This window comes from Pedobacter yonginensis, assembly GCF_003173595.1.
GTDB classification, from domain to species: domain Bacteria; phylum Bacteroidota; class Bacteroidia; order Sphingobacteriales; family Sphingobacteriaceae; genus Pedobacter; species Pedobacter yonginense.
The window spans coordinates 1,507,763-1,531,229 of sequence record NZ_QGNZ01000001.1 but is presented as its reverse complement, the minus strand read 5'-3'; the positions used below and the strand labels follow the sequence as shown (position 1 = coordinate 1,531,229).

General features: G+C 37.9%; 18 protein-coding genes and 1 other RNA gene. 6 read left to right on the top strand and 13 right to left on the bottom strand.

Translation table 11 applies throughout. The annotated features are described in order from the left end of the window. Together DHW03_RS06705 and DHW03_RS06700 are read right to left on the bottom strand one after the other, a co-directional pair. The gene (locus DHW03_RS06705; RefSeq protein WP_240618482.1) at positions 1 to 888 is read right to left on the bottom strand and encodes a DUF58 domain-containing protein; all 888 of its coding nucleotides are present in this window, start codon (positions 886 to 888) and stop codon (positions 1 to 3) included. Then, positions 888 to 1,886, bottom strand: a complete 999-nt coding sequence (locus tag DHW03_RS06700; protein WP_109924917.1) for an AAA family ATPase — start codon at positions 1,884 to 1,886, stop codon at positions 888 to 890. The genes DHW03_RS06705 and DHW03_RS06700 overlap by 1 nt, the downstream gene beginning before the upstream one ends. Positions 1,887 to 2,036: 150 nt before the next feature. Here DHW03_RS06700 and DHW03_RS06695 point away from each other — a divergent pair, with 150 nt between their 5' ends. From DHW03_RS06695 to ssrA, 3 genes are all read left to right on the top strand, one after another. Then, positions 2,037 to 2,663: a DUF4159 domain-containing protein gene (locus tag DHW03_RS06695; RefSeq protein ID WP_109924916.1), complete on the top strand. Its 627-nt coding sequence runs from the start codon at positions 2,037 to 2,039 to the stop codon at positions 2,661 to 2,663. Positions 2,664 to 3,209: 546 nt separating this feature from the next. Beyond that, entirely contained in the window at positions 3,210 to 3,983 is a 774-nt protein-coding gene (locus tag DHW03_RS06690) for an NIPSNAP family protein (protein ID WP_240618481.1), read from the top strand. Between the two features lie 243 nt (positions 3,984 to 4,226). Further along, positions 4,227 to 4,593, top strand: a transfer-messenger RNA (tmRNA) gene (gene ssrA, locus DHW03_RS06685). A gap of 336 nt (positions 4,594 to 4,929) precedes the next feature. Here ssrA and DHW03_RS06680 read toward each other — a convergent pair. Both DHW03_RS06680 and DHW03_RS06675 read right to left on the bottom strand, forming a co-directional pair. Continuing rightward, positions 4,930 to 6,129 carry a pyridoxal phosphate-dependent aminotransferase gene (locus DHW03_RS06680; protein ID WP_109924914.1) on the bottom strand — a complete coding sequence of 400 codons (1,200 nt, stop codon included), beginning with the start codon at positions 6,127 to 6,129 and terminating at the stop codon, positions 4,930 to 4,932. A gap of 62 nt (positions 6,130 to 6,191) precedes the next feature. Next, positions 6,192 to 6,584 carry a DUF1573 domain-containing protein gene (locus DHW03_RS06675; RefSeq protein ID WP_109925036.1) on the bottom strand — a complete coding sequence of 131 codons (393 nt, stop codon included), beginning with the start codon at positions 6,582 to 6,584 and terminating at the stop codon, positions 6,192 to 6,194. A gap of 216 nt (positions 6,585 to 6,800) precedes the next feature. Here DHW03_RS06675 and DHW03_RS06670 point away from each other — a divergent pair, with 216 nt between their 5' ends. Continuing rightward, positions 6,801 to 9,221: an alpha-ketoacid dehydrogenase subunit alpha/beta gene (locus DHW03_RS06670; RefSeq protein WP_109924913.1), complete on the top strand. Its 2,421-nt coding sequence runs from the start codon at positions 6,801 to 6,803 to the stop codon at positions 9,219 to 9,221. A 605-nt stretch (positions 9,222 to 9,826) separates the two neighbouring features. After that, entirely contained in the window at positions 9,827 to 12,127 is a 2,301-nt protein-coding gene (locus DHW03_RS06660; protein ID WP_165825368.1) for a tetratricopeptide repeat-containing sensor histidine kinase, read from the top strand. Here DHW03_RS06660 and DHW03_RS06655 read toward each other — a convergent pair. The 9 genes from DHW03_RS06655 to DHW03_RS06615 form a co-directional block, all read right to left on the bottom strand. Then, positions 12,117 to 12,866, bottom strand: coding sequence for a LytR/AlgR family response regulator transcription factor (locus DHW03_RS06655; protein WP_109924910.1), 750 nt, complete (start codon positions 12,864 to 12,866; stop codon positions 12,117 to 12,119). The two genes, DHW03_RS06660 and DHW03_RS06655, sit on opposite strands and share 11 nt — an antisense overlap. A gap of 131 nt (positions 12,867 to 12,997) precedes the next feature. Next, positions 12,998 to 13,603: a DUF1684 domain-containing protein gene (locus tag DHW03_RS06650; RefSeq protein WP_109925035.1), complete on the bottom strand. Its 606-nt coding sequence runs from the start codon at positions 13,601 to 13,603 to the stop codon at positions 12,998 to 13,000. A 16-nt stretch (positions 13,604 to 13,619) separates the two neighbouring features. After that, positions 13,620 to 14,717, bottom strand: a complete 1,098-nt coding sequence (gene aroC, locus DHW03_RS06645) for a chorismate synthase (protein WP_109924909.1) — start codon at positions 14,715 to 14,717, stop codon at positions 13,620 to 13,622. 141 nt (positions 14,718 to 14,858) lie between these two features. Then, positions 14,859 to 16,148, bottom strand: a complete 1,290-nt coding sequence (aroA, locus tag DHW03_RS06640; protein WP_109924908.1) for a 3-phosphoshikimate 1-carboxyvinyltransferase — start codon at positions 16,146 to 16,148, stop codon at positions 14,859 to 14,861. Between the two features lie 446 nt (positions 16,149 to 16,594). Continuing rightward, positions 16,595 to 17,734: a chorismate mutase gene (locus tag DHW03_RS06635; RefSeq protein ID WP_109924907.1), complete on the bottom strand. Its 1,140-nt coding sequence runs from the start codon at positions 17,732 to 17,734 to the stop codon at positions 16,595 to 16,597. Positions 17,735 to 17,849: 115 nt separating this feature from the next. Continuing rightward, positions 17,850 to 18,683, bottom strand: a complete 834-nt coding sequence (locus DHW03_RS06630) for a prephenate dehydratase (RefSeq protein WP_109924906.1) — start codon at positions 18,681 to 18,683, stop codon at positions 17,850 to 17,852. Between the two features lie 383 nt (positions 18,684 to 19,066). Further along, positions 19,067 to 20,017, bottom strand: a complete 951-nt coding sequence (locus DHW03_RS06625) for a sterol desaturase family protein (protein WP_240618480.1) — start codon at positions 20,015 to 20,017, stop codon at positions 19,067 to 19,069. A gap of 1 nt (position 20,018) precedes the next feature. Further along, positions 20,019 to 21,077 (bottom strand): 3-dehydroquinate synthase, encoded by a 1,059-nt coding sequence (gene aroB, locus DHW03_RS06620; protein ID WP_109924905.1) that lies wholly within the window; start codon positions 21,075 to 21,077, stop codon positions 20,019 to 20,021. Then, positions 21,077 to 21,283, bottom strand: coding sequence for an RNA-binding S4 domain-containing protein (locus tag DHW03_RS06615; RefSeq protein WP_109924904.1), 207 nt, complete (start codon positions 21,281 to 21,283; stop codon positions 21,077 to 21,079). Before DHW03_RS06615 ends, aroB begins: the two co-directional genes overlap by 1 nt. A gap of 96 nt (positions 21,284 to 21,379) precedes the next feature. Between DHW03_RS06615 and DHW03_RS06610 the strand changes: the two genes are divergently transcribed. Beyond that, positions 21,380 to 22,564 carry a proline dehydrogenase family protein gene (locus DHW03_RS06610; RefSeq protein ID WP_109924903.1) on the top strand — a complete coding sequence of 395 codons (1,185 nt, stop codon included), beginning with the start codon at positions 21,380 to 21,382 and terminating at the stop codon, positions 22,562 to 22,564. The last annotated feature ends 903 nt before the right edge of the window (positions 22,565 to 23,467 follow it).

The following is a 23,467-nucleotide window of genomic DNA, read 5'->3' as shown; positions in this document are numbered from 1 at the left end:
TTAAATTCTTTGCTTATTTCTTTGTTTTAAAAAATCTCTCAAAGCCTCATCCAAAGGCTCATTTGTAAAAACCATTCTATAATAGATTCTCCTGTCAAGCATCTTTATTCGGGTGTCTTCCAGATATAGATTGAGCTTGTTTTTATAATCAGTTCGGGCCTTTGCTAAGTCGATTTGTATCGTTTCACCCGTTTCCAAATCTTCAAAAGCAGTATAGCCTTTAAAATCTAACTCCATTTCATTTCTCGATACCACATGGAACACTACAATTTCGTGCCTCAATGTATTTAAGGTATCCAACAAATTGAAAATTTCGTTATCGGTTTGATAAAGATCGGTTACGAAAACAAGCAACTCTCTTTTTTGTGTACCGGCAAAAATCTCTTTATAATGAATGGGTTTTGTAAACTTTCCTTCCGGTTTAATTTGTTCCAATTGAAAGAACAGTCTTGCCAAGTGTTGATAATCCTGTTTGGCCGCCATGGAAAACAGTTCGGCATTTTTAAAAATGTACAGACCAATGGCATCGCCCTGCAAATTAGCCAAATAGGCTAGGCATGCTGTTAAATATCTTGAATATTCAATTTTGGTTACATCGCCATCACTATGATTCATAGATGCACTGGCATCCACTAAAAACCGAATCGAAATATTGGTTTCTACTTCCGATTCTCGAATGTAATATCGATCAGATCGGGCAAACATTTTCCAATCGAGAGAACGTAAATCGTCGCCCGGTTGATAGCTTCTATATTGACTAAACTCTAACCCAGCACCTTTTACGGTACTTTTATTAATGCCATTCATAAAGCCATCTATCGTAGTTTTCGCCGATAGATTAAGGTCTTTAATCGCCATTAATATTTTAGGATCGAGTAGTTTACTCATTAAATGTTTGTTTTGGGTCTTGCAATCGCTTTCACTAATTCATCCGTAACCTGATCAGACGATACATTTTCTGCCTCAGCCTTGAAGTTCATTAAAACGCGATGTCTCAAAACTGGGTAGGCCATGATTTGTAAATCTTCCATCATCACCGCGTACCTTCCGTGAAAAAGTGCTCTTGCCTTTGCGGTTAAAATTAAGGCTTGGCCAGCTCTCGGTCCGGCACCCCATCGAACCCATTCCTTTACAAATGGAACGGTTGTGGTATCTGGTCTGGTGGCACGGATAAATTCGCTGACATAGCTAATCAAATCATCGCTGATACTTACCTCACGCGTAAGCGTTTGTAGCTGTTTAATCTCTTCGGCGCCAATAATCGGATTTACAACCGCTTTTTTGGCTCCTGTGGTACTACTCAAAATCTGTGCTTCTTCAACAGCCGTGGGGTAACCTATTTTAATGTACAAGAGAAAACGATCGAGTTGCGCCTCTGGCAGGGGATAGGTACCTGCCTGTTCTATAGGGTTTTGTGTAGCCAAAATAAAAAACGGACGATCGAGCGGGTAGGTTTGTCCTCCGTAAGTTACCTCAAATTCTTGCATGGCTTCTAAAAGTGCCGATTGTGTTTTTGGAGGGGTTCTGTTCACCTCATCAGCAAGTACAATATTGGCAAACAAAGGTCCTTTGTTAAATTTGAAAAAGCGTTTGCCTGTAACGTGGTCTTCTTCTAAAATCTCCGTACCCACAATATCAGTCGGCATTAAATCGGGAGTAAATTGAATTCTTCTAAAAGATAAATCTAAGGCTTGCGACATTGTTCTAACCATCAGCGTTTTAGCTAAGCCGGGCACACCCTCCAATAAGCAATGTCCACCAGCCATTAAGGCTATTAGCATTTCTTCAATAATGAGGTCTTGGCCGACGATTACTTTCTGGATTTCGCTTTTTAACGCACTTAATTTGCCAATTAAATTTTTTATGTTGCTTTCTGAAGTCTCCAATACAATTATTTTTTTGATTTGAACTTATTGTGCCTCAATATAGGTCATATTGCCATTATTTTTGCCCTTGCGTTTAAACAATATCAAAAAATTTACAAGATATGTAACTTTAAAATCTGAATTAATGAAAATTGGCGCTATTTTAGAACGATGCAAAGATCTAAGTTTACTTTTGCGAGAATAAAATATAATTCTGGAGATTGGGATACCGACCAACGGATGCCCTCCAATTTGCTGAATTCCCTTTTAGAGTACACCACCATCCCTTTGGATGAAGAAGAAAAGATTGTGGATTTAAGCACCAACGACATTTTTAAATATCCATTTTGCTACTTAAGTGGTCATAAACTCGTTCAGTTTAGTAAGCAAGAGGCCAATAATTTTAAAACCTATGTGCATAATGGCGGCTTCGTTTTTGTTGACGATTGTAATCACGATGTAGATGGTTTGTTTGCCCGTTCGTTTGAAACGCAAATGAGCAATCTTTTTGGTGCACAGGCTTTGAAGAAAATCCCCAATAGTCACGCCATCTACAATTCTTTTTTTAAGTTCGAAAAAGGACCACCCACTACATCATTCGAGCTTAATGGTTGGGGCGATGATTTGGTACACGATTACTTAAAAGCCATCACCATAAACAATAGGATAGCGGTTTTATACAGCAATAAGGATTATGGATGCGAATGGGACTATGATTTTAAAAATAAGCGTTTCTTAGCAGAAGACAACACTAAATTTGGCGTCAATATTATTCTGTATGCGATGGGAGTGGGTTAATTAGGTTTATCAACTAGCTTTATTCAATTAGCTAATGAAGTAATGTGATAATTAGCTAATTGGCGAAGCGCCTTATCAATGAGGTTATTAATTAGCTAATGAGCCAATGTGATCTACCAATTAGCTAATGAGATAATGTGTTAATTAGCTAATTGGCAAAGCGCCTAATTAATGAGGTTATTAATTAGCTAATGAGCCATTGTGATCTACCAATTAGCTAATGAGATAATGTGGTAATTAGCTAATTGGCAAAGCGCCTAATCAATACGTTGATAATCAGACAATTGGTAAAGCGCCTAATTAATGAGGTAATAATTAGCTAATTGACAAAGCATCACATTAACAAATTATTTAATGATTAAATCAATACATTAGCACATTAACAAATTATCCAATTAGCTAATTCTCTCCTCCACTCATTCATTCATTCATTCAGTCATTCACTCACTCATTCATTCGGTCATTCACTCACTCATTCATTCAGTCACTCATTCATTCACTCATTCTCTAATTCAGTCATTCTTTAATTCATTCAAAAACTTAATCGTGAAAGCTACCTTTATCAAATTCGCATTATCTATTCTTGTACTTATAATGGTAAGTTCTAGTAAATCAGATGCTAAAACGCCATATTATTATCAATTAAAAATCTATCACATTAAAGGTCAGGCGCAAGAAAGTACGGTAGATGGCTATTTAAAGGACGCCTATTTGCCCGCCCTACATCGTGCAGGAATAGCCAACATTGGAGTGTTTAAGCCAATTGCAAAAGATACCGCCGAGCAATTGATTTATGTTTTTATCCCATTTAAAAAGTTTGATACTTTTTTGAAATTAGATGAAGCGCTAGCTAAAGATCAAAGCTATTTGGAGCAGGGAAAATCTTATTTAAACGCAGCCTATAACAATGCGCCATACAACAGAATCGAAACTATTTTATTAAAAGCCTTTAGTGCAATGCCCGAGCCAGCACTTCCGCAATTAACCTCATCTAAAAACGAAAGGGTTTATGAATTAAGGAGTTACGAAGCTGCAACCGAAAATTTATCGCTCAATAAAATCGGGATGTTTAACGATGCCGAAATCAGCATTTTTACCAATTTAAACTTCAACGCCGTTTTTTACGGTCAGGTGATTTCGGGTAGTCATTCGCCAAATTTAATGTACCTAACCACCTTTAACAATAAAGAAGATCGGGATAAACACTGGGCTGCATTTGGAGCAGAGTATAAAAAAATAAGCGGATTGCCTCAGTATCAGCATAATGTGTCAAAAAATGTTACGCTGTTTATTTATCCTACAGATTATTCAGATCTATAATCCAAATATGAACAGGCCGTTTTGTCTGTTCAGTTTGTTCATACCCAGAATAAGTTAATTGATCTGGTTAAATTTGATTTCCTATTCATATAGGGATAGACAACTAAGAAAGCCTTATCAGGATTGAAAGGCTTTCTTATTTTTTTACCCCAACAAAACCTATTCTTCGCACAAATTTGGCTAGATATTTGTATCTTTGTGGCTTCAGGCTATGATTTCTACTGTAGTTTGAAAACTTTTGCTGGGGCCGTTCTTGGATTTGACGGGGTGGCGAAAGTTATGTTAGCATGCAGTGCGTTGTACGGAGAGCACTTAAAGTGAACGTTCACATTTTAGTTGGCGAAAATACTTACGCCTTAGCTGCTTAGTTTAGAACTAATTAGCTTTTGTCCCTCTAGTTGCTGCATTGTTAGGCTAGAATCTGGGGCATCGAAATAACAAAGCTGGCCTTCGTGGAGATACGACGCAAGGTGAGATCAAGTATCTAAGGATTTAAATAAGGTCGGTTTTCAGCCCGTTTATTTCCCTAAAATCAATTGAAAAATAAGCATGTAGAAGGTATAATTTATCTCACAACTGGACAAGGGTTCGACTCCCTTCGGCTCCACCATCGAATAACCGTCATAGTAAATATGGCGGTTATTTTAGTTTAAACGAATATTTGAGGTATATCCAAGAATAATAAAAGATAACTAAATGTAATAAATTTGTACACCAGCCAAAAAAATCCATGTACCCACGAGCCTATCCATAAGGCTCCACTATTCCTCTAGCGCAAGCGTCCGATTGTGCTGATGTGATCTCTTTGATTGCCATAAATAATACCCACAGGCCCAAGCGAATCCTTGCGCCAGATGTGTTGATTTAACTAATTACTCTTCCCCAGCCCACAAAAAAAAGGGAACGATTTTTCAATCCTTCCCTTTAAAATAAAATTAATAATTATTTAAACTGTTCTGCCTGGGTATTGCTTTAAGGCCACTTCGAGGCAATCCATTGCGGTATTTAAATCATCTATGTTGAGCACATAAGCCATTCTCACTTCATTTTTACCAGAGCCAGGGGTCGAATAAAAACCAGTTGCGGGTGCCATCATAACCGTTTGATTGTTGTAATTAAAGTCTTCCAAAATCCACTGACAAAATTTGTCTGCATCATCAATCGGGAATTTAGCCACTACGTAAAATGCACCACCCGGATTTGGACAAAACACACCCTCAATTTTATTCAATCTGCCAACTAAGGTATCACGTCTTAAAGTATATTCCTTATTTACTTTTTCAAAATAAATGTCGGGCGTGTCCACAGCGGCGGTACCTGCAATTTGCTCTACCATTCCAGGACTTAACCGGGCTTGAGCAAACTTTAAACCCGAAGCAATCACTTCCTTATTTTTGGTAATTAAACAGCCCAAACGAGCACCACAAGCACTGTAACGTTTAGAAACGGTATCCATAATCACCACATTTTCATCTAAGCCTTCCATGTGCATTGGGGAAATAAATTCCCGCCCATCGTAACAAAATTCCCGATATGCCTCATCCGAAAACAAGAAAAGATCGTATTTCAGGCAAAGCGTTTTTAAGGCTTCCAATTCCTCTTTAGAGTATAAATAGCCAGTCGGGTTATTTGGGTTACAGATGATGATGGCTTTGGTTTTCTCCGTAATTAATTTTTCAAACTCTGCAATTGGAGGCAATGCAAAACCATTTTCGATGTATGATAGAATGGGTTTCACCACAACATTACTCATGCATGCAAAGCCATTGTAATTGGCGTAAAAAGGCTCAGGAATGATAATTTCATCGCCCTCATTTACACAGGTTTGCATGGCAATGGTAATCGCTTCTGATCCACCAACGGTAACCAAAATATTTTCTGGCTTAATGTTGTAACCCAGTTTGTTGTAGTATTCGGTAAGTTTTGTACGGTAAGCTAGGGTACCTTCTGATGGGGTATAGGCCCAAACATTAAAGTCGATATTTTTAATTGCATTTAGCATTCCTTCCGGTGTTTCAATATCAGGTTGACCGATATTTAAGTGAAAAACCTTCTTTCCGTCTTGTTTAGCTTGATCTGCAAAGGGGGTTAACTTTCTGATTGGCGATGCAGGCATCTGCAAGCCTTTTTGTGAAATTTTTGGCATGCCACAAAAATAAAAAAGTCCCGATGAAAATCGGGACTTTTTAAATATTATCAACTAAAATATTACTTTGATGATGCGGCTACCGTTTCACCTTTAATGTAAAGGACTTTAACAGGTGTTTTAGCATTAGAAGTAATGGTTACAGTTTTAGAAAAGGCAGATGGACCAGCCGCTGCGTTAAAGGTTACCGAAATTACACCAGTTTCTCCTTTTTTCAATGGAGTATTGGTATATTTAGGAACTGTACAGCCACAGCTACCTTCAGCTTTGCTGATAATTAAGGGCTCTTCGCCAACGTTGGTGTATTTAAAATCGTAAGTAACAGGTTTACCCATTACAATTTTACCGAAATCATGTGTTTCAGCTTCAAATTTAAATTCTGCAGGTTTAGTTTGTGCATTAGCAGCAATACCGAAACCCAATACAAAAGCGAATAATACTAAGATCTTTTTCATCATTTTATGTGTTTGATGGTGTTTATAAATTTTATAAAACAAATTTAATGTTTTAAGATGGAAACAAAAAGTATTCCAATTTTATTTTTTTCAGCTTCCAGAGGAAAATAAAACCATTCTAATAATAATTTGCTAACCCATATATAATTTTACAATTAAGGATAAAGGCAAACTTTTAATTTTGTATATATTTGCCGCAACCAATATTTGATTACGATGCAGAATGAAAAACTGATAACCAATTCTATTGATGCTTCTGAATTAAGTTTTAACGATTTTAAATCAATTGTTATAAACGACTACAAAATTGCTTACGAGAGTAGGCAAGCAAGTGTTTTAGGGCGGAGAGAAGTGTTAACAGGTAAGGCGAAGTTTGGCATCTTTGGAGATGGTAAAGAAGTACCACAAATCGCTATGGCTAAGGCTTTTAAAAATGGCGATTGGCGTTCTGGATACTATCGTGATCAAACCTTTGCCTTTGCAACGGGCATCTCCACCATCAAAGAGTTTTTTGCCCAGCTTTATGCAAACCCAACCGAAGGAGCAGATCCCTTTTCGGCCGGGCGACAAATGAATTGCCATTTTGCTACAAAATCGATCAATGAAGATGGAAGCTGGAACGATTTAACGCAAATTAAAAATTGTTCATCAGATATATCTCCAACAGGCGGACAAATGGCTCGTTTAGTTGGCTTGGCGTATGCTTCTAAGCTTTTTAGAAATAATAAAGAACTCGATTATTTAAAAAACTTCTCCGTACAAGGCAATGAAGTGGCCTTTGGTACAATCGGCAATGCATCTACATCCGAAGGGGTATTTTTCGAAGCCATAAATGCCGCGGGTGTTTTACAAATTCCGATGGCCATTTCCATTTGGGATGATGCCTATGGGATTTCCGTTCCTGCAAAATACCAAACCACCAAAGAAGATATTTCTGAAGTGCTAAAGGGCTTCCAACGCGATGCTGAGCATTTGGGATATGAAATTTACAAGGTTAAAGGTTGGGATTATCCGGCCCTTTGCGAAGTTTACGAGAATGCAATAAAGGTTTGTAGAGACGAGCATGTACCTGTTTTAATTCATGTTACAGAGCTTACTCAGCCCCAAGGTCATTCTACTTCGGGCTCTCACGAGCGTTATAAATCAAAAGATCGCTTGGCTTGGGAAACCGAACACGATTGTATTTTAAAAATGCGGGAGTGGATGTTAGAATCGGCTATCGTAACCGAAGATGAAATTGCCGAAATAGAAAAAAATGCAAAGATTTTTGTTAGAAATGCTCAAAAAGAAGCTTGGAATGAGTTTTTGGATAGCATTAAACCAGAACAAAAGCAAGTAATCGATTTTGTAAATGGTTTGGCAAAACACCAACCAGAATTATCAAAAGTAAGTGCCGCCTTAGCCTCTACCGCAGATGCACAGCGCAGAGAAGTATTTACAGCGGCACGCAAAGCCATTCGTTTATCCGCTAAGGTAAGTTCTCCAGAGCGAGATGCATTTTTGGCTTGGTATAAAAAACAAACCGAATTAAATTTCGAAAGATATAATTCAAAACTGCATACCGGCGGGAAAGAAAGTCCCGATCAAATTGCAGTTGTTGAAGCAGAATACAATCATCTTTCAAAAATGGTTGATGGGCGTGAAGTTTTAAACGCTTGTTTCAACGAAAATTTTGCAAGAGATCAACGACTTGTGGCATTTGGGGAAGATTTGGGGAATATTGGGGATGTTAACCAAGGTTTTGCCGGTTTACAGGCGAAATTTGGGGAATTAAGAATTACCGATACTGGAATTCGTGAGATGACCATTATGGGGCAAGGGATTGGCCTAGCCATGCGAGGTTTAAAACCAATTGCCGAAATTCAATACCTAGATTATTTAATTTTTGCCTTGAATGTGCTAAGCGATGATTTGGCTTCGCTATCGTATAGAACGAAAGGCATTCAAAAAGCACCGGTTATTGTGCGTACCAGGGGTCACCGTTTAGAAGGCGTTTGGCATTCAGGCTCGCCAATTAGCATGCTTTTGGGTTCTTTAAGAGGCTTGCATTTATGTGTACCACGTAACATGACTCAGGCTGCTGGAATGTACAATACGCTTTTCAGAGCAGATGAACCTGCTGTGGTAATTGAATGTTTAAATGGATACCGTTTAAAGGAAAAGCTGCCTAATAATGTGGGTAGTTTCACAGTTCCATTGGGTCAAGCTGAAGTGCTAGAGGAAGGTACCGACATTACGGTGGTATCTTATGGTTCTACACTTAGAATTATTCAAGAAGCAGCAGAAGAATTGGCAACAATGGGTATCTCGGTGGAAATTATTGATCCTCAAACACTTTTGCCTTTCGATAAAACAAACGTTTGCGCAACATCTTTAGCCAAAACAAACAAGCTTTTAGTGGTTGATGAAGATGTACCTGGTGGGGCTTCAGCATATATTTTGCAACAAATTTTAGAAAAACAAAAAGGGTATTTTCTGCTTGATGGTCAGCCGGAAACATTAACAGCAAAGGCACATCGCCCACCTTTTGGGTCTGATGGAGATTATTTCAGTAAACCATCCGTAGATGATGTGATTGAAACCATATACAAAATGATGCACGATGCCAATCCATCAAAATACCCAAGCATCTTTTAAAAAAAAATGTGAATTGGCGGCTGTATGATGTCTTAATTTACGTCTTACGTCGCCAAAATAGCCTTTTGCAACAAAAAGCACAGGGATTTAAAACTCATCTTTTGCGCCTGAGATTTGTTTCACTACTTTTCTGCCCTTTGGTGTCCTAGATGGTCCAAAATAAAATTTTGTCCGCTTTATTCACTTCTGAAGACAGACCTTTTCCTCCAAACGATATGAAAAATAGCGGCTTTCAATGTCATCGGCAGTTGGAAGTGCATGTATTGATGTTTTGGCTCGCTAAAAATGCTTTATCGAAGAAAACATACACTAAGGCGTCATTTTCCGAAGATTTTCATTGATGGTGAGTGGATAAATTTTATCAAAATGTATGAATCTTGTTGTGTAGTAATGACAATTTTATCTTACTTTTATTTAATTATCCTTAAACTCTGTCCCGCTATGCTCTATAACCATCCCAAAAAGAGAGATGTAATTCTCTGTACCCAAAATTTTAAGGTCGATATTGATTAGTTATTCATTTTTTTGTGTTTAACCAACTAAAATATTGTACAATCTCTCAATCAAATGAGCTGTTAACCCTAATTACAAAAAGGGTTAGCATTTTGTTATGTCTGGTATTTTTCGTTTCATCGTATTGCTTTTCTCAAACTCAGCAGCAACAAAAAGAGCTGGATGCACTTTTACTCTTGAATCAGAACAATACCAAATCAGATTCAACCAAGCTAATCATCTTAACAAAAGTGTATCGGCAGTACATGAAAATGCGGAACTTTGAAAAGGTGGATGAGTATGTGGACGAAACCATTGAACTGGCGCAGAAATTAAACCTGAGAAGATATTCCTTTAATGCCTATTACCGCAGAGGCCTATTCAATCATGGCTTTAATAAGTATCAAAAGGCAGAGGAAAATTATTTTGATGCCATTAAAGAAGCTACGGCTTTAAAAGATCAAAATCAGGTTGCTGGCTGCTATTTAAGCTTAGGTGCGCTGTACATGGAAATTCCTGATTATGCGAAATCCTTGGGTATGAATCAGAAAGCTTTAGAGCTTTACCAAAAATATGGTGATGAGGAAGATTTGGCGAATTGCTTCACCAATATTGCAGGGGTTTATCAAGATTTACATCAAGAAGCAAAATCATTAGAATATTTAAAAAAGGCACTTACCGTATATTTAAAAGAGGGCGATAAAAGCAGGGGCACAGCAGTAGTCCATCTAAGTATGGGCTTGGCTTATTTTACAGCATCAAAAGAAGAACAGATTAAAATTGGAATCCCCCCAAACCAAAGGCTAACCATTGCCTTAGACTATTTTAATAAATCATTAAAAGGTGGTGAAGATATTGACGATCAGGGTATTGTGGCGGAGTCGATCAAGTCTATTGGGGATGTGTATGCCGAAATGGGCGATAAAAATCTCGCCTTAAAATCTTATCAAAAGGCCATTCAGATTAGCAAAACGGCCGATAATAAAATCAATTATTCAGAAAGCCTGTATGCCTTGGGCGACTTTTACAAAAAACAAAAAGACTATGATAATGCTGTTGTTTTGCTGAGCAACAGTTTCAAGGTTGCCGAAGAAAATAAGTTTTTTGAGAACCAAAAGAACTCTGCCTATGCCTTGAGTGAGGCTTACGAAGAATTGGGCGATTTTGATCGATCTTTAGCTTATTACAAGCAATATGTCGAGATTAAAGATCAGATTTTCAATGAAGATAAGGAAAAGGAAATTACCCGCCAGCAAATGAGGATTGATTTTGGTGTGAAGGAAAAGGACTACTTATTGAGGCAAAAGATAACGGATGGAGAACTTCAAAGGCAATTCTTATTGGCCAAACAACAGCAACAACTTTTAATTCTGCGAAAGCAGGAACTTGCAATCAGCGATCGGGATAAGGATTTGCAAAGAATTAATTATTTGACGAAGAAACACGAGTTGGAAAACGCAAAGAAGCTCCAAAAAAGCGATTCCATAAGTGCTCAACTTCAGGCCATCATTTCTAATAAAAAAATCAGCAGTCAAGAGCAGCAAATTAGGTTCGATTGGAAGGTGAAAATCTTTTTAACGGTAGGCATTACATTGGTGCTTTTAACGGCGGTTATCATATTCTTCAATCAGCGAAAAACCACGCGATTAAATAAAATTATTAATCTGCAAAAACGCGAATTGGAGCAGTTGAGTAGGGTTAAGGATCGTATTTTTAGTGTGGTGAGCCACGATATGCGCACGCCTGTTAACTCGCTCATTTCCTTTATCCAAATGTTGGAGGATGGAAATATAGAGCAGGAAAAATTAAGTCGTTATGCGGCTTCCCTCAAGAATAATTTAACCTACACCTCTACCATGATGGAAAACCTGCTGAATTGGGCAGCAAGCCAAATGCAGGGATTTAATCCATATTTGGAAGAGTTAAACGTGCAGGAAACTGCTGATGAGGTAATTAACACCCTTAAGCAGCACGCCTCGCAGAAGAACATCATCGTAAACAATCACATCGAAAAAGATACTTATTGCAGCGCCGATTTAAACATGCTCTCGCTGGTTTTAAGAAATTTAATTAGCAACGCCATTAAGTTTACACCGAATGGGGGCAGCGTAACCATTGATACAGAACGCGCCAACGGCTACTTGAATGTTAAAGTTTCTGATACAGGCGTGGGCATGTCGCCAGCACAGATTAATCATTTTAACAAGCCAGGCTATCTTGGTTCTGGAGTGAGCACCTTAGGCACCAACAAAGAAAAAGGTACAGGTTTAGGACTATTATTATGCAGAACCTTTATCAGTTTAATGGATGGCAAAATAGCCGTTAATGCAGCTTATAAACAAGGAAGCCAGTTTATCATTTCTTTAAGAGAAAATCCAAAGTCAAGCGAATCAAAGCATAAAGTTATTTCATAAATCTAGAGAGCGTTTTTTTCTCGATAGATTTTTCTAACAACTCTTGTCTGTTGGAAGAACTTATGGGTACCGTAAAATTGAAATCCAAATGTACTTCGTGGTTGGTTAAGGTAGTAATGTGGTCGATATTGATGATGTACTGCTTATGTACTCTTCTAAACATGGAAGATGGCAACTGTTTTTCTAAATTCTTTAAACTCACCAATACAACATGCTTATCCAGACCGGTGTAGATTTTAGAGAAATCGCCCATGCTTTCAATATAAATTACATCATGGTATTTCAGTTTGCTAATCCCTTTGGTTTCTCTAAAGAAAAAGAAATCATCCGAATTGGACGGAGTGGGTTCTTCAATAACCTCTTTTCCTACCAAATTTTTTAAATCGATGTATTCGATGGCCTTATTTGCGGCTTTTAATAGTCTTTCGAAAGTTGCAGGCTTTACAATAAAGTCGATTGCATCAAGATTAAAACTTTCTGCGGCGTAGTGGCTATGTGAAGTGATAAATATAAACTGAGGGTGTTTTTTTAATGTTTTGAGTAAAGACATCCCCGAGAGTTCAGGCATATCAATATCAGAAAAGACGATATCAACATCGTTTTTATTCAAAAATTCTGCTGCTTCTATTCCGTTGGTACACACGGCAACAATTTGTAGAGACGAGATTTTCTTGAGGTGCATTTCAATGGCATCTCTTTCGATCTCGTTGTCATCTACTATTAAACAACTATACATCATTTAGGAACTGTTTTATAAAGGGTACTGATAATACAGGAATTAAAGATAAAGGTTTAAACTTTAACTAAAAAAGGTATTTTTAACCTTTTTGTAAACAATAATTGACATGAGTTGATCGCATTTATATAAATTTAATGCTTTTTTTCTCCTGTATAAAGTTTTTCTCCAGCTAAAATTTGAATTTGTAAGTCATTTTCTTCTGGAGGAACCGGACACCTATACCCACCACTGTAAGCACAGTAGGGATTGTAGGCCTTATTGAAATCGATTTCTATGGTTTCGTTTTTGATATCACTCATTTTCAAATCGATATATCTGCCGCCCCCATAAGTCTCTTTATTATTGGTTTCATCTGTAAAAGGAAGGAATAATAAGTCTTTGTATAAAGGATTGTTCGCCAATGCAATGCTCTTATATAAAGTAAGCTGATAATCTTTTCCATTTAAGTTGAAAGCTACCCTGGCATAGCGAGAAAATTCTTTGCTAGTGCCATCGTAGGTAGGCATTTTAAATATCTTTTCATTTTTCAAAATTTCGACTTTAGCCTCAATTTTATAGGTGCTATCTGCATCATAGAAATTCAAGTTCTTTAGGTCTTTTTCTTTTAAAGGAGAGTAGGATTCTTTAATGAAATCCTGCTTATAATTTTCACGATGTTTGGCAATTTGCTCCGCGTAGCTTTGTGCAAATGAGTTTAAACTACATAAAACCAATAAAATAGGGAGTATTTTGATCATGGGTGAAGCTTTATATTTAAACAATACTTACTTTATTCCTTAAAAACTGATCAGCTAAAACCAGCGCAGCCATAGCCTCTACAATAACAACCGCTCTTGGCACAACACATGGGTCGTGGCGGCCTTTTCCTTTAATTTCAGAAGCTTCACCTGCTGCATTAATGGTTTGTTGGTTATGCATAATGGTGGCAACAGGTTTAAAAGCAACTTTAAAAGTAATGTCCATTCCATTTGAAATGCCTCCAAGTATGCCACCTGCAAAATTCGTTCTGGTTTGAAAAACTTTCGAATCGGCTGCTTTTGGTTGAGGAATATCGTTGTGTTGCGAGCCTAGTAATTCGCTTCCGGCAAAGCCTGAGCCATATTCAAAACCATGTACTGCGTTGATACTCAGCATGGCTTTTCCTAAATCTGCGTGCAACTTATCAAAAACAGGTTCGCCCAAACCAGCTGGGCAACCTTTTACAATGCATGATATTTTACCACCCACGGTATCGCCATCTTTACGCACGGCATCAATAAATTCAATCATTTCATGCGCTGTTGCAGGATCAGCACAACGTACAATATTTTCTTCTCTAATTTGAAGCAGGGCGCTTAGATCGTTGGTTTCTAAATTTGGTGCATCAATTTTTCCAACTGAGGTTACATGGGCAAAAACTTCAATACCATGCTGTTTAAGCAATAATTTGGCAACTGCTCCGGCGGCAACGCGTGCTGCGGTTTCTCTGGCTGATGATCGACCTCCGCCACGATGATCGCGAATGCCATATTTGGCGTCGTAAACGTAATCGGCATGACTCGGGCGATACACATCTACATTATGGCCATAATCTTTAGATCGCTGATCTTCGTTCGGAATCAAAAGTGCAATTGGTGTACCAGTACTTTTCCCTTCAAAAACACCCGATAAAATTTGAACAGTATCACTTTCTTTTCTTTGGGTAGTAATTTTAGATTGACCTGGCTTACGCTTATCCAATTCTGACTGAATAAAATCGATGTCGATGTCTAATTGTGCCGGGCATCCATCAATAATTACACCGATGGCTATACCATGAGATTCTCCAAAAGTGGTGATGCGAAATAGTTGTCCGAATGAGTTGCCTGCCATGTTTTTTGTTGGATTATAGATTTTAGATGTGAGACTTGAGATTTTAGATATGAGATATTAGATGGAAGATATGAGACATAAAATGCTTGAGATATGAGATATTGATCTTATTTCTTTTGTTTAACATTTGGATGCTTCGTTTTACAGTTCTTTTACGTCGAAACCTGCTTTTTTCAAATCTTCCCAAAAATAAGGATAAGATTTTTCTACCACCTGCATTTCTTCAATCTCTACTTCATTTATCAGCAATGCTAGTGGAGCGAAAGCCATAGCCATGCGGTGATCTTCATACGTGGCAATCGTAATTTTATCTGGGAAATGAAGCTCATCTGTATTCAGCGTATAAATCAGGTTTTCTTCTGTTAAAGTGACACCGATTTTTGCCAATTCGTTTTGTAAAGCGGCAATGCGGTCTGTTTCCTTGATTTTTAAGGTTTCTAAGCCCGTAAAAGCCATGTTTTTACCTAAGGCAGCAGCAATAACAATTACCGTTTGGGCTAAATCAGGACATGTTTTCAAATCTAAAATTTGATTGGTTTCTAAAGACAAGCCTAAATTGCTGATCGAGATTCCGTTTTCAGTTTTGCTTGTTGCAATGCCAAAAATCTTCATGATTTTTTGAATCTGGCTATCGCCTTGAAGACTTTTATCTTTTAAAGCGGGCAAGCTAATTTCTGCTTCTTCTGCCAAGGCGGCAATGCTATACCAATAAGACGCTGCACTCCAATCTGGCTCTACAACTAATGTTCCTATTTTAAATGGCTGTGCTGCAATGGTAATGGAATTGCCTTCCCAAGCATGGCTGATGCCAACCTCAGCAAGCATGTCCAAAGTCATATCAACATAAGGTTTTGAGGTTAATTCACCTTCAATTTGCAACGTTAATCCTTGTGGAAGTATAGGCGCGATCATCAGCAATGCTGAAATGTATTGACTGCTTACATCGCCTTTAATTTTAACTTGTGAGGTTTTTTGGTGTAGTGGCCCAATGATGTTTAAAGGTGGAAAACCTTCATTTTCTGCGTAAGAAATATCTGCACCAATGGTTTTCAATGCTTCTGCAAGAATTCCGATGGGGCGTTGTTTCATTCTTTCTGTTCCGGTTAACAAAAAGTTGCCGTTTTTTGCAGATAAGTAGGCTGATAAGAAGCGCATAGCTGTACCCGCCGGACCAACATCTACCAGTGTAGAATCTTGTGTTTGCGGTTCAGAACTTTCTCCAGTTTCATCGCTCCATACCCCTAACTTATTCAGAATTCCGTTTAAAGTAACCGTATCGGCAGCATTGGATAGATTTTCTACCTTGACTAAGTTTTTGCTTAAAGCACTAATTATCAGCGCTCTATTGCATTCACTTTTAGAACCGGTAAGTTGGATTTCCGTATGAATATTCTTATTTCCTTTAAAAGAAACTAAGGCGTTTTTCGACATTATATTATTTATTTATGCTTAAATGCGTTGTTTTCAAATGCTTACCACGTTGACCAAAAAAGCGATTTGCATTTTAAAGGTTTCCATGAGCATTCGTATCTACAATACGTTTATATTTTAAATCAGCATTGCGAGGGAAAAGTAGTGTTTACGTCTTTTCCGTCATGTGAGTTCGGGCTTACAAACGATCTTTTAAAACCAAAAAGACCCTGAAATAAATTCAGGGTGACAACGCCTTATAGCTATCTTTTATAATTTGTCAGTCATGCTGAATTTATTTCAGCATCCTAATGATGTTTTATTGCTTTATTCTTAATTATTTGGGTGTTAAAATTGAACCCAGATTATATTAAGCCCGCCTTTTTACCTCGCAATGCGCTGGTGTAAAGGATTTGTCGTTAGCGCTGAACTTTTTATGCTCAACATCAAAACGACCAATCCTAAACTTATTTATTCACTTCTTGGTGTTGTTCAGCAGCTATACCTTGAGCCACTTTACCCGCATTCATAATTTCAGTTTGCTTACGAATGGATTCTCCGTGCACCAATTCTAAGAATTTCTCTGTAAAGTTTAAATCTAATTTTAAAGCTTTTGCAAAGGCATGACCTTTTTTAATGATGGCATCCCAACGGTTAACTTGCAAAATGGTTACTTGATTGTCGCGCTTGAATTCGCCAATTTTTTCTACAATGGCCATACGCTCACCTAATTTCTGCAATAAGATGTCATCGATTTTATCAATTGATTTACGTAAATCAGCCAATTTATCTACGAAAGCTTCGTTGGTAGATTCAGGTTCGCGAACGGTTAAACGATCTACCAATTCGGCTAATGCAGCTGGTGTAACTTGTTGTTTTGCATCTGTCCAGGCAACTGAAGGATCTACGTGAGATTCGATCATCAAGCCTTGCATATCTAAGTCTAATGCTTTTTGAGAGATGTAAGGGATCAATTCGCGGTTACCACAAATATGACTTGGATCATTGATAATTGGCAACTCAGGGCATAATGTTTTCAATTGAATGGCAAGTTCCCACATTGGCTCATTACGGAAAGAGCTTTTCTCAAAAGAGGAGAAACCACGGTGAATTGCACCAATTTTAGTAATTCCAGCACCGTTTATACGTTCTATGGCGCCAATCCACAATTGTAAATCAGGATTTACAGGGTTTTTAATTAAAACCGGAACATCATGTCCTTTTAAAGCATCTGCAATTTCTTGCACAGTGAACGGATTAACGGTGGAGCGTGCACCAATCCAAAGAATATCTACACCAGCAGCTAAAGCTTCTTCAACATGTTTTGCATTTGCAACTTCAACGGCAGTAGGTAAACCTGTTTCTGCTTTTGCACGTTTTAACCATTCTAAACCTATACTTCCGATACCTTCAAACTCTCCCGGACGGGTACGTGGTTTCCAAATTCCGGCTCTTAAAACAGATACTTTACCTGTTGCGGCCAATAAATGCGCTGTTGTTAATAATTGTTCTTCGGTTTCTGCGCTGCATGGTCCTGAAATGATTAAAGGCTCATTGTTAATGTTCAACCAAGTGTTTAAAGGTTGGATGTTTAAATTAAGTTTCATGATATTGAGGTGTTTTAAGGTCCAGCGTCCTTGTGGAAAGTCTGGAGTTATATTTTAATTATTTTATTGTTCTGTTAATTTTTTTTTGGATTCCAAACGTCGGATTCCTTTTTTTTTAAACTTTATCGTTTTTTTGATATTCTCCGAGGATATTAAAATTCGAGGTGTATTTTAACGCCTTTCTTACGGCCTTGTCATACTTTTCTGTACTTGGCCATTCTAAATCCACGTAAAAGTAATATTCGTTTCTTTTACCCAATACAGGCATAGATTGTATTTTTGTTAAGCTTACTTCTTGTTCTGCAAAGATATTTAACACCGTTGCCAACGAGCCCGCTTTGTGGCCAACTTGAAAACAAATTGAGGCTTTATTAATTTTCTTGCCTTCATCTGTTTTATCCTTTTTGAGGATGAGGAAACGGGTGAAGTTTTTCTTGTTGGATTCAACACGTCTTTCTAAAATATTTAAACCGTAAAGCTCTGCGGCTAAACTATTTGCAATGGCCATTGTGTCGGTAAGCTTTTCTTCTTGAATGCGCTTAGCGCAAGCAGCAGTATCGTTACTTTCAACAATTTTAATGTGCGGATAATCGTAAAAAAAATCGATACACTGGCGAATGGCGATGGGGTGGGAGGTTACAATTTTAATGTCTTCAAATTTAACCCCAGGCAGCGCCATTAAATGCAGTTGAATAGGCAAATATACCTCTCCAACTACCGAGAAGCCATAATCGCGAATCAGCGTGTAGTTTGGTAGCAAACTGCCGGCAATAGAATTTTCGATTGCCATAACTACAAAGTCAGCTTCGTTTTTTTCAAGCTTATCGCAAGTTTCTTTGAAAGAATTGCATTCAACGGCCTCAATCTCCTTCCCGAAGAATTTATAAGCCGCCTCTTCGTGAAAAGATGCTTTAATGCCTTGAATTGCTACTCGTTTTTTTGTTTCCATTTTTGCCTTAAACAAAAAAAAGTCCCAGCTATTTGCCGGGACTTTCTTATACATTTTAATATTTTTTATATATCTTTTTGCATATTAGCCCCGGTTCTTACTAAAATAGTAAAAGTAACCAAAGCTGTAATATGTGTTTTTATTTTGCATTTCTTTTTTTGTTGAGCCAAATGTAATAACAAAATTTAATTTGTCAAAAAGAAAATGAAAATAAATTTGATAGAATTAAATTCTCTTTGATTTAGACCGTTTCACAAACGGGTATGAATTGCTTTCTGATTGTAGATTAGATTGTTCGAAGCTGGTAAATCTTTGAAAGTTAGATCGGGAAACGTCAATGCATTTTCCTCAAACATCTCGCTACCAAAATCTAAAATTTTGTTTTAGGCCATCGAGCGTAATTGCGTTGCCTCATTTTCTAAATTGGATGATTTTTGCTTTCCCAATTGCTCGGCCTCATGCAATTCTCGTTGCATAATTTTTGCAATTTTGGTGCTTCCATCATGGCTCCATCCGGGAGGATTTAAGATGTACCGCACTTTATCCATAAAGGTTGGTGCTTTTTTAACATCGGCGGTTAAGGCTATAAATTCGTGGAAAATGATGTTTAACGGTCCAGTATCTTTAGGTTGTGTAGTTAAACCATACTTTACTTCATCTTCTGGTAATTCTGCTTGGAAAGTGCCAAACCATCTGTCCCAAAGGATTAAAACCATACCCATGTTCTTATCCAGATAGCGTACATTGCTGGCATGGTGAACACGGTGGTGTGATGGTGTAACGAAAACATACTCATACCATTTGGGAAATTTTATTTGGTATTGGGTGTGCACCAAGTTACCATAAATCTGCGTAACCAAATAGGCAAACAAGATATCCATTGCCGTAAAGCCCATAAATGCCAATGGCAAATAAAAGAACACGCGGTAAAGGGGTTCAAAAACGGTTGAGCGAAAGCCGGTGGTTAAATTAAAATGTTCTGACGAGTGGTGGGTAACGTGCATGGCCCAAAAAAACCGTACGTAATGCCCAACGGTATGCAAAAACCAATACAGAAAATCTTGCGCAAGAATCAAAACTGTCCAGTAAATCCAAATATTGGAAATTTGGAACAAACGAAATTGGTAGCAATATTCCAGTAAAAAGAAGGTTGCGGTTTTCATCCCCAGGTTAATTACAATGGCGGTAACCATGAGGTAAATATTGGTCCAGGTATCTTTTTTGGTGTATAATTTTCTATCGTGTGCATAGCTGAAATACATTTCAACCAAGGTTAAAACAATTACAAACCCAAATAGTGCTCCTACAGAAATATCGCTTCCGGTATATTTCATTTTATAAACTGTTATAATAATCCAAACTGCTTAAAATATCGGCGTTTGTTACACGGCAGTTAAACGTGCATTTGCCCGTGCTTTCTAAAAGTGAAAATAAGATGTTGCCATCCTCATTTTTTTTATCGCTTTGCATTAACTCCAACAACGCATCAAAACTGTCTTTTTTAATGTGATATTTCGGATATAGCAATAAAAGGTAGTCGCTAATGTCTTTCAGTTCTTCTTTTGTTAAAGTGCTGTTTTTGATGGAAAGTGCTGCTTCACAGATAAATCCAATGGCAATTGCTTCTCCATGCGTTAACGGATTTTCATCATTGGCTAAGGAGTATCCTTCTATGGCATGACCGATGGTGTGACCGAAATTTAAAATCTTTCTGAGGTTTTTCTCATGCGGATCAATCGTTACCACTTCGTTTTTAATCTCTACTGATCGGTAAATATCTGCTGCGGTTGGTGTTAAATAGTTACTTGCTTTAAGCTTTTCGTAATAGGCTTTATCGTAAATTAAACCATGCTTAATCATTTCGGCAAAGCCAGATAGAAGCTCTCGTTGTGGTAAGGTTTTTAAAAACTCGGTTTCGATGAAAACCATTTGTGGTAAGGTAAATGTGCCCACCATGTTTTTAACGTTATCGATATCAATTCCGGTTTTACCGCCTACCGATGCATCTACTTGAGAGAGTAGTGTTGTGGGTACGTTTATAAAATCGATGCCTCTTTTATAGGTTGATGCAATAAAACCACCCATATCGGTAATTACGCCTCCACCAAGGTTAATCAATAAGCTTTTACGGTCTGCTTCGAAATCCAACAGCGTTTTCCAAATGCCGATGCAAAAATCGATATTCTTATTTTCTTCTCCGGCAGAGGTTTCTATCAAATCAAAGTCAGAAAAATCGTCCATCAAGGCTTGAAAAACAGGCAGACAGATTTCGCTTGTATGTTCATCAGCAAGGATAAATACTTTGCTGTAGGTATTGCTTTCTAAAAGGGTTTTAAGTGCTTCTAAACCGCTTTCAAAATATAGGCTATGGCCAGCGCTGGTTAAGGTTTCCATTAAATTACTTCAATTTTATCTTGTCCGAATGTGATGATATCGCCAATTCTAACTTTATAGCGCTTACGGAACTCCACTTCGCCATTACATTTTACTTCACCATCTTCTACGGCGGTTTGGGCATCGCCACCACTTCCAACTAAGCCTGTTGCTTTTAGCAGTTGGATTAATGGAATAAATTCGCCCTCTAATTTGAATTGTATCATTTTGTTGCAAAAATACAATTATTTACAGCTTTTTGGTTTTAACAATCGATGCTTTTTATAATTTTGCATCCGTCTGACTTATTAAACATTTCATAAATGGAATTATCCCCCAATAAACAACCCAACTTTGATAATACTGAAGTTGCTTTCCGCCAAAAAACCAATGCAGAACTTAAAAAAGCTTATTGGCTTTTTAAAATGATTGGAAATAATTTCTTAACTCAAGTCGGCCCTGCAATCACTAACTTTTTTTTAAATATTGGCCTGCCCATTCAAGGTGCAATTAAGGCTACCATTTTTCAGCAGTTTTGTGGTGGCGAAACCATTGCAGAGTGCGATAAAGCGGTAAATCAATTGGCAAAGGGTGGTGTGGGTACTATTTTAGATTATTCTGTTGAGGGTGAAGAGGAGGAGCAGGTGTTTGATGAAACTTGCGAGGAAATCATCCGCACCATTTTAAGGGCCGATGGCGATGCGAACATTCCCATTACGGTTTTCAAGATTACAGGGATAGGTCGGTTTGCCTTATTGCAAAAGTTAGATGCCAAACAGCATCTTTCTGACGTAGAAAAGGCTGAGTTTGAAAAGGTAAAGCTCCGTTGTGAAATGATTTGTAGAACAGCCTTTGATAAAAAGGTACCAATTATGATTGATGCGGAAGAAACATGGATTCAAAATACCATTGATGAGCTGGCTTTGGATATGATGCGTAAATTTAACCGCGAAGGCATAATCGTTTACAACACCTATCAAATGTACCGCCACGATAAGCTAGCCGATATGAAGGCAGATCATTTAATTGCAAAGGCCGATGGTTTTATTTTGGGTGTTAAAATGGTTCGTGGGGCATACATGGAAAAGGAGCGTAAACGAGCTTTGGAAATGGGCTATCCATCACCTATTCAGAAAGATAAGGAGGCTACCGATTACGATTACAACCAATCGTTACGTTATTGTGTAGATCATATTGAGGAAATTGCCATCGTTGCCGGCACTCATAATGAAGACAGTAGTCGTTTGTTAACTTACCTTTTGGACGAGAAAAAAGTTCCTCATAACCATCCGCATGTATATTTTGCTCAACTTTTGGGGATGAGTGATAACTTAAGTTTTAACCTTGCCGATGCGAGCTATAATGTAGCGAAATATGTTCCTTATGGCCCAATAAAAGCGGTTATGCCGTATTTATTCAGACGTGCACAGGAGAATACATCCGTTGCCGGACAGACTGGGAGAGAGCTGGGCTTAATCGAACGAGAGTTAAAACGTAGGAAACTTTAATTCGCAGAAGCATGGTTGGTGTATTTGGGGGCGCGCCAACTCTTTACGCACAGTTACTATTTAAATTATAATTTTTTGTTTGGAAACGAAGGTTCTGTAATTCTTGCATCCTGTAAAGATTCGTGCACGAGCAACTTGCGTTAATTCATCAACTTAAGCATTATATTTTATTTGGAAATGAACGTTCTGTAATTCTTCCAATCCGACAGTCCCTCTGTACACTAAAGCCTCGCTGAAAAAGCTCGGGCTACCGTTTCCATAGGGTTTATAAACAGAGGTCTGTTTTTCAAATGTGTTAATGATATTGGGCGCTGGGAAACCGACCGATGGCGACAGTTCTCTCATTCCGTAGCTGATTGGTGCAATTATTTACGCACAACTACTATTTAAATTATAATTTTTTGTTTGGAAAGGAACGTTCTGTAATTCTTCCAATCCGACAGTCCCTCTGTACACTAAAGCCTCGCTGAAAAGCTCGGGCTACCGTTTCCATAGGGTTTATAAACAGGAGTCTATTTTTCAAATGTGTTTATGATATTGGGCGCTGGGAAACCGACCGATGGCGACAGTTCTCTCATTCCGTAGCTGATTGGTGCAATTATTTACGCACAACTACTATTTAAATTATAATTTTTTATTTGGAAACAAACGTTCTGTAATTCTTCCAATCTTACAGTCCCTCTGTACACTAAAGCCTCGCTGACAAAGCTCGGGCTACCGTTTCCATAGGGTTTATAAACAGGGGTCTGTTTTTCAAATGTGTTTAAAGGAATGCGTTGAGTTTGTTAATTTATTGGTGAGTTGCCCACTAAAGACGCTATGAATATCCCCTGCGCTATAGCACTGACCTTTCAAAATAAACCCGATAGTACGAATGCCAATTTTCTTCAAATTGGCAGCAGG